Source organism: Arthrobacter sp. 2RAF6 (assembly GCF_052115205.1).
Lineage (GTDB): Bacteria > Actinomycetota > Actinomycetes > Actinomycetales > Micrococcaceae > Arthrobacter.
On the sequence record NZ_JBFRGF010000001.1, the window covers coordinates 94739 to 107491 of the forward strand.

Below are 12753 nucleotides of genomic sequence, written 5' to 3' on the forward strand. Positions count from 1 at the left end.
CCGAATCCCTTTGGATCGACCACCAGATTGACATGGCTAAAGGATACGGACGTGAGGGCCGAGCTGCGCTACGAACGTTGAGTCAGGCGGCCGGGTTCGCGACGTCCACCAACTTGGTGTTGTCCTCCACAAGTTCCACGGGCCTCATCGTCCATGCCGACGCCAAGCCATACGCATCGCCCAGCACCGCGTCCAACAAGGCCTGGCCCCTGGTTTCCTTGGGGTCGATCCAATCGTCGATCATGTCCGGAGAGATCGGAACCGGAATCCGGTCATGCAAATTGTGAAGTCTCTCGTGAACGCCTTCCGGAGGGGAATCCATGGTCAGGATCGAGCAGGACAAGCGCCATGCGCCGGGCACGGACTTGTCCTCGATGCTCTCGTCGCGCCACGGCGCAAACAATCCGGCGAAGGTAATCAGCTCATCCTCAGGTTCGACGATGTAGCGCTGCTTGGGATCCCTGCGGCCAGGCCCCGATTTCTTCCACTCGTAGTAGGCAGAGGCCGGAACGACAGCCCGCCACTTGGGCAGGGACGCCCTAAACACCGGGATTGCCCCGGCAGTTTCCGAGCGCGCATTCCAGGTGGGTACCTTCGAATCGAAGGACTTGGAGAATGTCGGAACCAAGCCCCACCTGCCGGCCGCGAGCTCGCGTCCGACTGAACCGTCTCCAGCCCGTCCCCGCAGAAAGACCACGGGGTCGGTTGGGTTGATTTGGAGCGTTGGGGAGGGATAGTCGGTATCACCGCGCAGCACGGCACCGAGCTTCCTCGAGAGATAGTCTGCTTCGAAACCGACACTGAACCGACCGCACATATCGACATTCTCGCTTAGCCCTTGGGACAACGCCAGTCGCAGAAGCCCATACTGGAGCAAGATGGAAGAACCCGCATCCTGACACCCCGGACATTTGGAGGGCCCCATGAGCAACCCCCGCGGCGAGGACGCGCCGCCGGCCAAGGGCGGCCCCGCCCGTTTGACCGGTCCTGTGCTGGCAGGGGTGCTCCCGCACCAGCCCGCCGGAGTGGTTGAGAAAGCCGCTGAAGTAGCGCTCAGCGCCAGGTTGGAACTGGTCCTGGCCTTCGCTGACGTCACGAGCTTCCCGGCGGCGGGGGACAGGGACGGGCATCTTGCTGCCCAGCCGATCGACCCAGACGGAATCGACGACGACGCCGCGGCCATCTCGGAGTCGCTCCGATCCCGCCTCGCGGAGCAACTCGATGGAACGGGCGTGCGGTGGACCTTTGTGGCGCTCGCCGGCGAGCCTGCCCGGTCATTAGGCCGTTATGCGGCGAGTATCAACGCTTCCATGATCGTCGTGGGAACCAAGGAACATGGACTCGGCCCGAAGTTTGAAGGACTGGTCACCGGATCGGTAGCCTTGCATCTGGCACATCGCCAAAACTGCCCCGTGCTCATGGTTCCCTTGGGCCGTCACGACCCGAGCAGGGATCAATGAAGGAAAGCAGCACCGCCCCGCCGGGAGCCAAATCCCAGACGGTACCCTCGGACCGGCACCCGCACCGCCCGCTCCATCTGCACGGGCGGTTCGTTCTGCTTGTGGCGGCCGGCGGAATCCTGGGGGCTTTGAGCCGCTACGGGTTTGGCATGGCCCTTCCGGCGCCAAACGCGTGGCCGCTGCCCACCCTGCTCATCAATCTGTCCGGCGCGCTCGCGCTTGGCTGGCTCCTCGAAGCACTCTCCCGGAGCGGGCCCGACGCCGGCCTCCGCCGGATTGCCCGCTTGGGCATTGGAAGTGGTTTCCTTGGGGCCTACACCACCTACAGCACCCTGGCGCTGGACTCGGTGCATCTCTTCGGAGCAGGACGCGGGATGGACGCTATGTGGTATCTCGTAGCCAGCCTGCTGGGCGGCGTCGCGGCCACAACCCTAGGGATTTGGCTTGGGGCGCTCCAGCACCGGTCCGCCCGTCAGGGGCAGAAGGCCCAGCCATGACCCTCCTTCTCATAGCGCTCGCGGGTGGCGCAGGCGCGGCCGCACGTTTCGTGGTGGATGGGGTGGTCCGTTCCTGGGCCCGGACTGCGCTGCCGCTGGGAACGATCTTCATCAATCTCTCCGGGTCGCTGCTCATGGGGATCCTGGCGGGACTGGTCATGGCACATCAGGCTCCCGAATCCCTTCAGTTGATTCTCGGAACCGGGTTCCTCGGTGGATACACGACCTTCAGCACGGCAAGCCTGGAGACCGTCAGGCTTGTCCAAAGCGGCCGGACCGGCCTTGCCCTCCTTAACGGGGTGGGCACTATGGCGGCATGTGTCGGAGCCGTGGCGGCCGGCGTCGGGCTGGTCTTGTTGTTCTGAGGCGGCTGTCCGCGGGCATATGCCAAAGGTAGGATCGGGCGCATGGCAAAGAAGACATTCAATGAGCTCCTGTCCGCCCAGGTCGGAAACGAGTTTGCTGCGTCCCAGCAGTACCTCGCGGTGGCGGTGTACTTTGACGGCCAGGATCTGCCGCAGCTGGCAGCACACTTCTACCGGCAGTCACTTGAAGAGCGCAACCACGCCATGATGATGGTCCAGTACATGTTGGACCGCAACCAGCCGGTCGAGATTCCGGGAATTCCGGCCGTCCGCAACGACTTTGCCGACGTGCGGGAGCCGATTGCCTTGGCGTTGGCCCAGGAAAAGGAAGTCACCAGCAACATCGAGGAACTCTTCCGGGCAGCGAGGGAACAAAATGATCCCCTCGGCGAGCAATTCATGTTGTGGTTCCTGAAGGAGCAGGTCGAAGAAGTGGCCTCGATGACTACTTTGCTGAATATCGCGGAGCGCGCGGACAACCTCTTCGACATCGAGAACTATGTCGCGCGGGAGCAAGTCGGCGACGGCGGGAACGACACAGGCGCGCCGCCCACCGCCGGTGGGGCGATCTAGGGTGTCCGGACCCCATATTCTCACCGGACCGATCAGAGTACGGATCCGGGAAGTGCGTCTCGCCGGAGATGTCAGTGCCGGCCCCCATGCCGTTCGGCTTTCGGACGGAGACAGTGGGCTTGGATTTGATGCTGATTGCTATTTGTAGCCGCGTTTCAGGAGGGTCTTAGCTGACTTCGCGAAGTCGCTTGGGCTCGGGATTTCGAAATCCAAGGCATTCGCGTAGCGGGTGACGATGTTAAAGACGGTCGCGACTGCCGCGGCATCGAGTAGCTGATTCCTGCCGACGCCAGCCATGGTTGCTGCCCGCGCATCATCGACCCCCAGCTCCTCAGGATCACGGGTCATCTTCTCAATGAAAGTCAGAGCCGCTCGTAAAACATCAGAAAGCGGGGCCGACCGGTAGTCACCCAACGCGGCCTCGACAACCTCGGCGCCGAGGCCGTGGATGGCGACCGCACCGTGGGCACCAACACAGAACGGACACGAGTTGAATCGCGCCACCATCGCCGCCATCAGCTCCCGCTCACCGACCGACCATTCGCTCGGACCGCGCATGACCTGCTGCGTCCACGCATTGAGGACCGGCCCGGCGAAGCCGCGGTGATAATAAGCGACCCGCGCGGCGTCCGGGAATCGGGTTCCGGAGATGACAGAAATCAATTTGAAGAGCAACCGGCTTGATAACCGGTCCCCTCGCTCGATCTCACGCAGTCGCATCATCAAGACCCTCAATGGCGCGGAACGCTGCGTCCCACCGCGTCAGGCCGGCGCCGACACTGGCCGCTAAAACAACCTCGAACGCAGCCTTATCGCTCCCGGCCGCCAGCCGCACAGCCTCCACCTGATCATCCGTGACCTGATACGACGCTTCCCCAATCTGGCAAGACAACGCGTCGTACGGCTCCGCAATAGGGGGGCCACCTCCCGCACTGCGTGCCATCACATCAGCCCGTAACGTCGGCTCGAGTACCCCAAGCTCGATAACTCTATCGCTGAGCAACTCACGTTCGCCCTGGTAACTCGACTCACTGCCGTCCACCCGTTAAGGATAAGACCGGGACAAAGAACTACCCATGGTTTCGACCAGCGACCGTCCAACGTCCGTGGATCCTCCCCAAGTTGCCGGCAAGGGAAGGCGCGGCTCGTCACTCGCCACTTGTCCCGACAGGCGATGCGTAAGCCGAACGGTTAAACCGCTCGTGGACTCCACCACCATGATGGACCGCCGCAGCGAAACCCTCGCCGCCGCCTTCAACTGCGCCAAATGCGGCGGCGCCCGCGTCATGTCCACCACAGCGGACTTCGTCGCCGCAGTCCGGGCCCGGTCGACACCCTCCGCACTCGGGTACTGCGGTGCCGGCGCGGCTTCCAAACTGAAAAACCGCCCTAACTGACCCACTTACCTTCATTAGTAAGTATACTTAGTAACGAATGCCCGAGGCCGCCGGCCGGGGCACGCAAACAAACAAGGAGGCTCACATGTTGCTTTGGATAGCCATCATTATCGCCGTTCTCTGGCTTCTCGGCTTTATCGGCGGCATCGGCGGTGGGCTCATTCACCTGCTTCTGGTCGTCGCCGTCGTCGTTCTGATTTTCCACTTCATCAGTGGCAGGTCACGCGTGTAGAGGTCCAACCCGGACACCGCCCCCTGCCTGAGCTTAGGTTCCGGAGGGGGCGGATTCCGGAGCCCGCCGCTTCGATGAGACAGCCACGGCCGTATCCGTGTTGGTTGATACCGGACATCGGGTTACGCCTGCCTCCCCGCGGAGAGGCAGGCCTTCAGCTGCCCCCGGCCTCGACCTCGTCAAAAGGCGCCGAGGCTTCCACCCGGCCCAGGAGCGACAAACGGCTCGCGATTCTGGCCAGGTCAACCGGCGGCGTACTGGTTCGGGAAGCCTGATCACCGGCAAGATTCCAGTCCAAGGGGCCGTGACCCACCAGGAACAGCGTGATGTCCTGGTCGTACAAGACATCCACCACCTTGCTGAACCGTTGCCAGGCCGGTGCGTACCCGGCAGTTGATTCGATGGTTGGCGAGGGTACCCCGTCGATCACCCAGGTTCCGTAGTCCTCCGCCAAAGCCAAGTAGTCCGCCGTCGACATGACGCCGCCGCACAGTTCCGTGAAACTGACCCAGAGCGTGTCGCCAGCCATTTTGACGGTGAGCCGTTGCGTCGTTGGGGTGAGGATCCGCGCTTGTGACTTCGCCGGCGGGAACAAACCGAAGGCTCCGAGTTGCGCCGGCGTTCCGGGAGTAATGATCTTGCCCCTGCTGAAGCCCTCCTGTCCAGGAACCACTAGATCCAGTTCTTCCGCTTGAAGATGACATACATGACAAACCCCGCGATGACCATCATGCCGAGCGCCATGGGATAGCCGAATGGCCAATGGAGCTCGGGCATGATATCGAAGTTCATGCCGTAGAGCCCGGTGACGAATGCGGGTGCAAAGAAGATCGCGGCCCACGAGGAGATCTTCTTGGTTTGTTCGTTTTGTGCCGCGCTCGCCTCGTTTTGCCGGTTCGCGGTCAGAGTCCCGTCGAGGGTCAGGGCGTTTTGGAGCAGGTCGCGGAACCCGTTGGCCCGGGAAATTACCTGTTCGACGTGGTCCTCCACATCGCGGAGTTTGCGCTGCAGTTCGATGTCGACTCCGTATTTCTCGAACCCGCGCTTCAGGGAGGCCATCATCTCCGGGAGTGGGTTGATTGCGCGCTGGAACTGGATGACTTCCCGGGCGAGTTCATAAATGCGCCGCGAAACCAGGGGATCGCCGCCGAAGAGCTGGTCTTCGATCTCGTCGATGTCGTTTTCCAGCCCCGAGATCACGGGGCCGTAGTCGTCCACCACCCGGTCCAACAGTGCGTACAGGACGGCTTCGGGACCATGGCGCAGAAGCTCCGGTTGTTGTTCCAGATCGCGACGGACCTTGGCCACCCCGGGTGTCTCCGCGTGCCGGACCGTGACCACGAAGTTCCTCCCGGTGAAGATGTGAAGCTCGCCGAACTCCACGGTCTCTGTAGCGTCTACGTACCGCGCGGGCCGGAGGACTGTGAAGAGGTTGTTGTCGTAGCGTTCCAGCTTGGGCCGCTGGTGGGCGTTGACGGCGTCCTCGACTGCGAGCAAGTGGAGGCCGAACTCGGCAGCCACTGCCGCCATTTCCGTCTCGTCCGGCCGATACAGTCCAATCCACACCATCCCGCCGTGGGCGGCCAGCGTTTCGACGCTTTGCTCGAGGCTCCCGGGAGTAGCGGTCCGGATGCCGTTCACATAGACGGCATTGTCAATGATGGTCACGAGGTTATTCTCCTCCTGTTACTGCAACGCCCCGATGATTGACCCGGCGACAGTCATGGCCACGATGTCATGGCCGGAGTCGATGAGGGTCACGGCAGACGGCCTGCCCGCGAAACCGTTGTGGATGACGTGGCCGCCGACGCGGAAGACGACCGCAACCACCAGCGCAAAGAAACCGGCGTGCAGGCTTCCCTGCACGCCCAGCTTCCCGATGAGGACGGCCAACAGGATGCTCGTGAGCGCAGCGGCCACCATCATGGGAATCCAGATTCCTGCGCCGCCGTCGATCTTCTTGAGGTCTTCCTCGGTCTTGCCAATAGCCTGCATCCACCGTCTCCCGAGGATCGCCGGCATGTACCAGACAAAACCGATGACCATGCTGGAAACGAACGCCAGGAGTATCGCCAGCCAGTTGAGGTGCTGAAGAGAAGAGAGCCAATCCATTCTGGAATCCTAGTCGGCTTCCCTGACTGGAGAATCAGTGGAAACCTGCGTTTTGACCCGTTTCGTGGCGCCGGCGGTCTCGGCAGCGTCTACGAGCCTGCCGATGAGCGGCTCTGTCCGGTAAGGGATATGGGTGTGCAGGGCAAGAACCGTCTCCGTGCGGATGACGCCTTTGGTTCTGAGGATGGAGCGAAGCGCGGTTTGCAGGTTGTGCGTGTCGGTGGCCACGACCCGGCATAAGAGATCTCCCCTCCCTGAAATTTCATGCACCTCGAGGACCTGGGGGATGCGGCGCAGGGCTCCGATCACGCCGTCGAGTTCCCGGTGGGTCACCTCCAGGGTTACGAAGCCTACGACGTCGTAACCCACCTTTTCGAGGTCGACCTCGCGGCCGCCGTCGTTCAGTACGCCCGAGCGGACCAGACGGCGCATCCTCGATTGGGCGGTGTTGCGTGCAATACCCAGGGACTCGCTGAGTTCGCCGATCTGAACCCTGGGATCACGGATCAACTCGAGCAGGATCTTCAGGTCCGTCGGATCGAGGGTATTCAAATCATCACTCCGGCTCATTTGTGGTCATCAGTGGACGTCAATTTTGACTGTTCTGATCAATTCTTTCATGGAGATCTGATCTATCTGGCAGGATTGCGGCATCCTATTGCCATCAATATTTTGGGCCGTCCAGTCCCGGCCCACAAGGCCAGGCTCCGTGATGGCCGCTGAGGCGAAGGCACGGAAATGACTGTCTTTAGCGAACTGCGCATGCGCCAGGCCACGGCCGGGCGCTCGGGCTGGGATGCTTCCACCACGGCACGGCTGGTCCTGGCCGGCGGCGTCATGTTCACACTGCTGGTCGGTGCCAACTTGGCGAGCCCGCTGTATCCGCTGCTTCAGGCAGAACTGGGAATCACTTCACTGGGCGTGACCATTGCCTTTGCAAGCTACGTCCTGGCACTCGTGGCTGTGCTGATGCTCGCCGGCCACTGGTCGGACCATATCGGCAGGCGCGCGGCCCTGGTACTGGCAGTCCTCGTGAGCTTGGTGGGTGGCCTGGTTTTCGCCAACGCCGACAACCTCTTGATACTCTCGGCCGGCCGCATGCTCCAGGGCGTTGCCGTGGGCCTTGCGACCGGAGCGAGCTCGGCGGCGCTGCGTGAATTGCTTCCGTCCCGGCCCGAGTGGGCTTCCCGTTTCACTTTGCTCTCTTCCTCCGGAGGGGTGGCCGCCGGTCCCGCCATCGGTGGACTGCTTTCGCTGCTCCCGGCTGCCACGTCAACGCCGTTCTTCATTCACGCGGCCGCCCTGCTCCTATTGCTGGTCCCGCTGTGGCTTCTCAAAGCACGCCCGGCGATTCGGCCCGCCGAAGGCCCTCGCCCCTACACGGTGCTCGCCCCACGCCGACCCTCCGTATCGCGGGAAGCCAGGGGAGCGTTTTGGCTCGCCTCAAGCGTGGGATTCCTCAGCTTTGCCGTGTTCGGATTTTGCCTTTCGCTCGCGCCCGGCTACTTCGCCGTCGTCGTGCACGCCGATTCCCGCCCCATGACCGGTCTGCTCGCCGGACTGACGCTCGGAGCGTCCGCGCTCAGCCAATTGCTGACCGTCCGCGGCCGTTTCGCCGTGCCCGCCGGATTGGCGGTCCTGGGAGTTTCCATTGTGCTGGTCGGCGCGGCGGCATCCCTGTCCAGTCCGGTGCTGCTGGTGGCAGCGAGTTTGTCCGCAGGGGTAGGGCAGGGGATCGCCTTCCGGCTGGTGTTCAATGACGTAGCCAGCAAGGTTGAAGCGTCCCGGCATGCCCAGATCATCAGCACCGTTTACGTCATCACCTACCTTGGCAGCGCTGTGCCGGTCATCGGGTTGGGCCTGGCTGCCTCGGTCATCGGGCTAGGCGCCGCCGCCAGCTATTTCACTGTGGTGTGCGGGCTGGCCGCAACGGCGCTCGCTGTCGTTTCCCTCCGCAGGGTGCTCCGCAAGGGCTGACCGGCGGTACATCTGACGCGCCCAAGTTCGCAAAGATTGATTTGCAAAGAAACCCTTGCAAAGGTTTCTTTGCAAGGGTAGCGTTTCCGGCATGGACAAGGTTCAAGAGCCGGAATTCCCCGTCCGCAAGGTCGATACGGCATCCCTCAAAGCGCTCGCGCACCCGCTGCGCGTTCAGATTCTCGAGATGCTGTCCCGTTATGGGCCGCAGACCGCCTGCAGCCTGGCCGAACTGCTCGATGAATCCAGTGGCGCTACGAGCTACCACCTGCGGCAACTTGCCAAGTTCGACTTCGTCCAGGAGGTCCAGGGCAAAGGGACGGCACGGGAGCGGTGGTGGGAGCGGCCCAGGGGAGCAATCCAGATCACTTCGCCCGAGTTGGCGCATTCACCGGCAACGCAGGAGGCATCGCGGCTGGTGACCCGCGAGTTCGAACGCAGCAGGCAGGCCGTCCTCGCGGACTTCATGGCACACGGCATGGACTCCTTGGACGAAGACTGGCTCGACGCGGCCATCGTCAACACGGCCAACGCCCGGATGTCAGCCGAGCAGCTCGGCCGCTACGCCCGCTCCATGGAAGCCTTCGCCCGCAATCTTCTGGAGGAGATCCGGAGCGAACCCGAGGCGGACGACGCCCGCCCCGTGCAGATCCATTTCAACGCATTCCCGATCCTGGGCGTCCCGGCGTGGGCCGGAGACAAGAAATCCCGCGACGCCAAGTCGCACGCAGCAGCAACCGAAGGGAAAGAGTCATGAGCACTGCCACCGCATCGCACGGCACATACCGTCGGCCCTCCATGCTTGAGTCGGCAGCCGCCGGAATCGGAACCAGCCTGGTTTCGTGGGCCGAGCGCAGACGCTACCTTCCGCCGGTCGACCTGGCCATGCAGCGAGCGGCACTCACGCGCCGGCAGGAACTCGGTGATTTGCGCCAGGACGCCATTGGGGCCGCACACTCGGGCCTCGAACCACGCCACTGAGCCAGGTCTAATCCAAGCCGGGCCTAAGTCAACCGCTATTCCGGCAGCGGCCCGTGGTTGCCCTGGATGTGGGCGAAGACCAAAGTGGTCTCGGTATGGCCCACCACGGGGTCCGTGGCGAGGTTGTCCAGGACCCAGTCGCGGAGGTCGTCGGTGTTGGCTACGGCGATGTGCAGAAGGTAGTCCACAGAGCCCGAAGTGTGGAACGTGGAGATGACTGCAGGGAGGGCGGGAACCCGGGCCGTGAAGCGGTCGATCTGGTCGCGGTCATGGGCTCGCAGGCGCACGGCGATCAAAGCCTGGACCGATCGGCCGATTGCCGGGAGGCTGAGGACGGCTTCGAAACCTTCAATAATGCCGCGTTCGGAGAGTGACCGCGTCCGCATGAGCGCCGTTGATGGAGCAATTCCGACGAGTTCGGCCAGCTGCTTGTTGGAGATCCGGGCATCGTCAACCAAAGCCGCGAGGATGCGTTCGTCGATCGCATCCAGGGGCTCGCTGATGCCGACGGGCCGAACGTTCTTCGGGGTGGTGGTCACGGATCCTCCTGAAAGTGCTGTCTGTTCATCATAGGTGCCAGTTTCCACTCAATCCATTCATTTGCACTGTCAATCTCCGAATTATTGCCAGATACTGACCGGATTCAACGGTGAATAATTCAAGGAGAGCAGTGACAGCCATAGACACACTCGCAGTCCACGCCGGCCGGACAGGACTCACGGAGCAAGGCGTGCATGCCGTTCCTATTGACCTTTCAACCACTGCGCCTTTGCCTTCTGTTCACGACGGCGGCCTCGCCTACGAGCAGATGGCCACGGGCGGCGTGCCCCTTGACGGTCAGAGCACGGTGTACCAGCGTCTCTGGAATCCTACGGTAGCCAGGTTCGAAGACGGCGTAGCTGCGCTCGAAGGTGCAGCGCAAGCCGTCGGTTTTGCCTCAGGGATGGCCGCCTTCAGCGCAGTGCTGCTCGCCGCCCAATCAGAAGGCAAGACGCACGTGGTTGCGGTGCGGCCCCTCTACGGCGGCACGGACCACGTTCTGGCTAGCGGCCTGCTTGGCAACCAAGTCACCTTCGTCAAGGCCGACGGCGTCCGGGATGCCCTTCGTCCGGACACCGGCCTGGTGGTGGTGGAAACTCCCGCGAACCCGAGCCTTGACCTTGTGGACCTTAACCGCCTGGTGGCCGACGCCGGAGACGTTCCGGTTCTCGTGGACAACACTTTTGCCACGCCGATCCTCCAGCATCCACTCAAGCACGGCGTTGCGATGGTGCTTCACAGCGCCACGAAATTCCTGGGCGGCCACGGCGATGCCATGGGCGGCGTGGTGGCAACAAGCCCGGAGTGGGCCACGCGGCTGCGCCGGGTCCGAGCCGTAACCGGAGGCATCCTGACTCCGTGGCCCGCCTACCTGTTGCACCGGGGCCTGGCGACCCTTCCCATCCGGGTACGTGCCCAACAGGACCACGCCCACAAGATCGCGGCAGCGCTCGCAGGCCACGAACTCGTCACCAAGGTGTACTACCCGGGGCTTCCCGAGTGCGATGCCCTGCATTTGGTGGGTACGCAGATGAGCGGCCCGGGCTCGTTGATCTCTTTCGACCTCGAATCGGCCGAGCATGCGGAGCGCATTCCCGGTGCGGTCCACCTCATCACGCACGCAGTGTCTCTGGGCGGAATCGACACGCTGATCCAACACCCGGCCGGATTGACCCACCGCCCAGTGGCCCCGGAGGCCAAGCCCCGGGCGCGCATGCTCAGGCTTTCCATCGGTTTGGAAGATCCGGCCGATATCATCGATGACCTGGTCCACGCTATCGAGTCCACCCGGTAGCGTCTGCTACTTTCCCTGCCCGGCTGGCTCCAAGGAGCCGACGACGGCGACCCGGCGCGCCGGGGAACGGTGCACGACGGCGGTGATCACCGCCGTCGTGCACCCCAGTGCGATGACGGTCCAGGCGAGTGCACTCCATCCGAAAGCCTGGAAGGCGAGTCCTCCGGCCCAGCCAATAATGCTGGAACCCAGGTAGTAGGACAGGTTGTACAACGACGCTGCTTGCGCGCGGCCGCTCGTCGCGATGGTCCCGGTCCAGCCTGCTCCGATGCTGTGCGCGGCGAAGAAGCCGCCCGTGAAGACAACCAAGCCCGCCAGCACCGCGGCGATGTTGTCCCACAGGGTGAGTCCCAGGCCAGCGGTCATGGTCGCGATTCCGGCGAGCATGACCGTGCGGCGGCCGAAGCGCATGGACAATCCGGCTCCCCAGCGGGAACTCACGGTTCCGGACAAATAGGCCAGGAAAATCAGGCTGACCACGGTGGCGGGCATTCCGAAGGGCGCGGCATGGAGGCGGAAACCGAGGTAGTTGTAGACGGCCACGAAACCACCCATCAACAGGAACGCTTGAACATAGAGGGCAAGCAACCGAGGATTCGAAGAATGGCCCGCCAACGTCTTCATGGCCCCGCGGAAACCTCCAGCGGAACTGGGTGTGAAGCGGCGCGGCTTCGGGACCAGCAGCAGGAACAGGGCTGCCGATGCTGTCGCAAGGATCGAAACTGCGAAGGCCGCGGCCCGCCAACCCCACAATTCACCGATGGGTCCCGCGAGCAAACGGCCGGCAAGTCCGCCGAGCGTCGTGCCTGCTACGTAGCTGCCGGCGGCCAGCGCGGCGTGTACTTTGTTGACTTCTTCATTCAAGTATGCGATGGCGATCGCCGGAATACCGCCGAGGGCCATGCCCTCCAGCGCCCTCAGAGCGAGAACAACCGGGAAGGTGGGGGCCAGGGGTACGAGCAGGCCCAGGACCGTGGCTGCCGCGATACCGATGGTCATCGCACGCACGCGGCCGATCTTGTCGGCGACGAAGGACCAGGGCAACACTGTTGCCGCGAGGCCTACCGTGGCCAAGGAAATGGTGAGCGCTGCCTCTGCCGCCGTGATGTGCAGCTCGTTCGCCATGAGTGGCAGGACGGCTTGGGTGGAGTACAGCTGCGCGAAGGTGGCCACTCCGGCGAGGGCCAAGCCGGCGAGGATCCGCCGGTACGCAGTGGAGCCCTTCAGATGGCCTTCCCAATCGGACTCTGCGGGGCTGGAGGTTGCTGCGCTTGTACTCACCTCTCCACAGTAGGGCGAGCAGAAGTGATGATTCCAATGCATGA

The 12753-nt window shown here is 63.2% G+C and carries 18 protein-coding genes; 10 read left to right on the top strand and 8 right to left on the bottom strand.

Translation table 11 applies throughout. The annotated features are described in order from the left end of the window. Nucleotides 1-82: 82 nt before the first annotated feature. Nucleotides 83-817 carry an SOS response-associated peptidase gene (locus AB4Z38_RS00450; protein WP_441427890.1) on the bottom strand — a complete coding sequence of 245 codons (735 nt, stop codon included), beginning with the start codon at nucleotides 815-817 and terminating at the stop codon, nucleotides 83-85. A gap of 106 nt (nucleotides 818-923) precedes the next feature. Here AB4Z38_RS00450 and AB4Z38_RS00455 point away from each other — a divergent pair, with 106 nt between their 5' ends. The 4 genes from AB4Z38_RS00455 to AB4Z38_RS00470 are packed head-to-tail and all read left to right on the top strand — an operon-like array spanning nucleotide 924 to nucleotide 2895. After that, nucleotides 924-1460, top strand: a complete 537-nt coding sequence (locus AB4Z38_RS00455) for a universal stress protein (RefSeq protein WP_441427891.1) — start codon at nucleotides 924-926, stop codon at nucleotides 1458-1460. Next, complete coding sequence (locus tag AB4Z38_RS00460; RefSeq protein WP_441427892.1) at nucleotides 1457-1957, top strand: fluoride efflux transporter FluC; 501 nt, start codon at nucleotides 1457-1459, stop codon at nucleotides 1955-1957. The genes AB4Z38_RS00455 and AB4Z38_RS00460 overlap by 4 nt, the downstream gene beginning before the upstream one ends. Further along, nucleotides 1954-2322, top strand: coding sequence for a fluoride efflux transporter CrcB (crcB, locus tag AB4Z38_RS00465; RefSeq protein WP_441427893.1), 369 nt, complete (start codon nucleotides 1954-1956; stop codon nucleotides 2320-2322). The genes AB4Z38_RS00460 and crcB overlap by 4 nt, the downstream gene beginning before the upstream one ends. A 42-nt stretch (nucleotides 2323-2364) precedes the next feature. Beyond that, nucleotides 2365-2895 (top strand): ferritin, encoded by a 531-nt coding sequence (locus AB4Z38_RS00470; protein ID WP_441427894.1) that lies wholly within the window; start codon nucleotides 2365-2367, stop codon nucleotides 2893-2895. Between the two features lie 138 nt (nucleotides 2896-3033). Here AB4Z38_RS00470 and AB4Z38_RS00475 read toward each other — a convergent pair whose 3' ends face one another. Continuing rightward, the gene (locus AB4Z38_RS00475; protein ID WP_441427895.1) at nucleotides 3034-3618 is read right to left on the bottom strand and encodes a carboxymuconolactone decarboxylase family protein; all 585 of its coding nucleotides are present in this window, start codon (nucleotides 3616-3618) and stop codon (nucleotides 3034-3036) included. A gap of 479 nt (nucleotides 3619-4097) precedes the next feature. Here AB4Z38_RS00475 and AB4Z38_RS00480 point away from each other — a divergent pair, with 479 nt between their 5' ends. Together AB4Z38_RS00480 and AB4Z38_RS00485 are read left to right on the top strand one after the other, a co-directional pair. Continuing rightward, entirely contained in the window at nucleotides 4098-4292 is a 195-nt protein-coding gene (locus AB4Z38_RS00480) for a hypothetical protein (RefSeq protein ID WP_441427896.1), read from the top strand. An 85-nt stretch (nucleotides 4293-4377) separates the two neighbouring features. After that, nucleotides 4378-4524, top strand: coding sequence for a lmo0937 family membrane protein (locus tag AB4Z38_RS00485; protein WP_441427897.1), 147 nt, complete (start codon nucleotides 4378-4380; stop codon nucleotides 4522-4524). Between the two features lie 154 nt (nucleotides 4525-4678). Here the strand turns inward: AB4Z38_RS00485 and zapE are convergent, their stop codons facing one another. The 4 genes from zapE to AB4Z38_RS00505 are packed head-to-tail and all read right to left on the bottom strand — an operon-like array spanning nucleotide 4679 to nucleotide 7206. Beyond that, complete coding sequence (gene zapE / locus AB4Z38_RS00490) at nucleotides 4679-5197, bottom strand: AFG1/ZapE family ATPase (RefSeq protein ID WP_441427898.1); 519 nt, start codon at nucleotides 5195-5197, stop codon at nucleotides 4679-4681. Beyond that, complete coding sequence (gene corA / locus AB4Z38_RS00495; protein ID WP_441427899.1) at nucleotides 5197-6192, bottom strand: magnesium/cobalt transporter CorA; 996 nt, start codon at nucleotides 6190-6192, stop codon at nucleotides 5197-5199. Before corA ends, zapE begins: the two co-directional genes overlap by 1 nt. 18 nt (nucleotides 6193-6210) lie before the next feature. Next, nucleotides 6211-6636 carry a DUF1761 domain-containing protein gene (locus AB4Z38_RS00500; protein ID WP_441427900.1) on the bottom strand — a complete coding sequence of 142 codons (426 nt, stop codon included), beginning with the start codon at nucleotides 6634-6636 and terminating at the stop codon, nucleotides 6211-6213. A 9-nt stretch (nucleotides 6637-6645) separates the two neighbouring features. After that, nucleotides 6646-7206, bottom strand: coding sequence for an Lrp/AsnC family transcriptional regulator (locus AB4Z38_RS00505; protein ID WP_441427901.1), 561 nt, complete (start codon nucleotides 7204-7206; stop codon nucleotides 6646-6648). A 168-nt stretch (nucleotides 7207-7374) separates the two neighbouring features. On the opposite strand from AB4Z38_RS00505, the gene AB4Z38_RS00510 reads away from it, so the two are divergent. The 3 genes from AB4Z38_RS00510 (at nucleotide 7375) to AB4Z38_RS00520 (ending at nucleotide 9594) form a co-directional block, all read left to right on the top strand. Further along, nucleotides 7375-8613: an MFS transporter gene (locus AB4Z38_RS00510; protein ID WP_441427902.1), complete on the top strand. Its 1239-nt coding sequence runs from the start codon at nucleotides 7375-7377 to the stop codon at nucleotides 8611-8613. Nucleotides 8614-8704: 91 nt separating this feature from the next. Continuing rightward, on the top strand, nucleotides 8705-9370 hold the full coding sequence (locus tag AB4Z38_RS00515) for an ArsR/SmtB family transcription factor (RefSeq protein WP_441427903.1): 666 nt from the start codon (nucleotides 8705-8707) through the stop codon (nucleotides 9368-9370). Next, nucleotides 9367-9594, top strand: a complete 228-nt coding sequence (locus AB4Z38_RS00520) for a 2-nitropropane dioxygenase (protein ID WP_441427904.1) — start codon at nucleotides 9367-9369, stop codon at nucleotides 9592-9594. The genes AB4Z38_RS00515 and AB4Z38_RS00520 overlap by 4 nt, the downstream gene beginning before the upstream one ends. Before the next feature lie 35 nt (nucleotides 9595-9629). On the opposite strand, the gene AB4Z38_RS00525 is transcribed toward AB4Z38_RS00520, so the two are convergent. Beyond that, a complete protein-coding gene (locus tag AB4Z38_RS00525; RefSeq protein ID WP_284980732.1) occupies nucleotides 9630-10133 on the bottom strand; it encodes an Lrp/AsnC family transcriptional regulator in 504 nt (167 codons plus the stop codon). A 131-nt stretch (nucleotides 10134-10264) separates the two neighbouring features. On the opposite strand from AB4Z38_RS00525, the gene AB4Z38_RS00530 reads away from it, so the two are divergent. After that, nucleotides 10265-11428 carry a trans-sulfuration enzyme family protein gene (locus tag AB4Z38_RS00530; RefSeq protein WP_441427905.1) on the top strand — a complete coding sequence of 388 codons (1164 nt, stop codon included), beginning with the start codon at nucleotides 10265-10267 and terminating at the stop codon, nucleotides 11426-11428. A 6-nt stretch (nucleotides 11429-11434) separates the two neighbouring features. Here AB4Z38_RS00530 and AB4Z38_RS00535 read toward each other — a convergent pair whose 3' ends face one another. Further along, nucleotides 11435-12751 carry an MFS transporter gene (locus AB4Z38_RS00535; protein WP_441427906.1) on the bottom strand — a complete coding sequence of 439 codons (1317 nt, stop codon included), beginning with the start codon at nucleotides 12749-12751 and terminating at the stop codon, nucleotides 11435-11437. Nucleotides 12752-12753 lie beyond the last annotated feature (2 nt).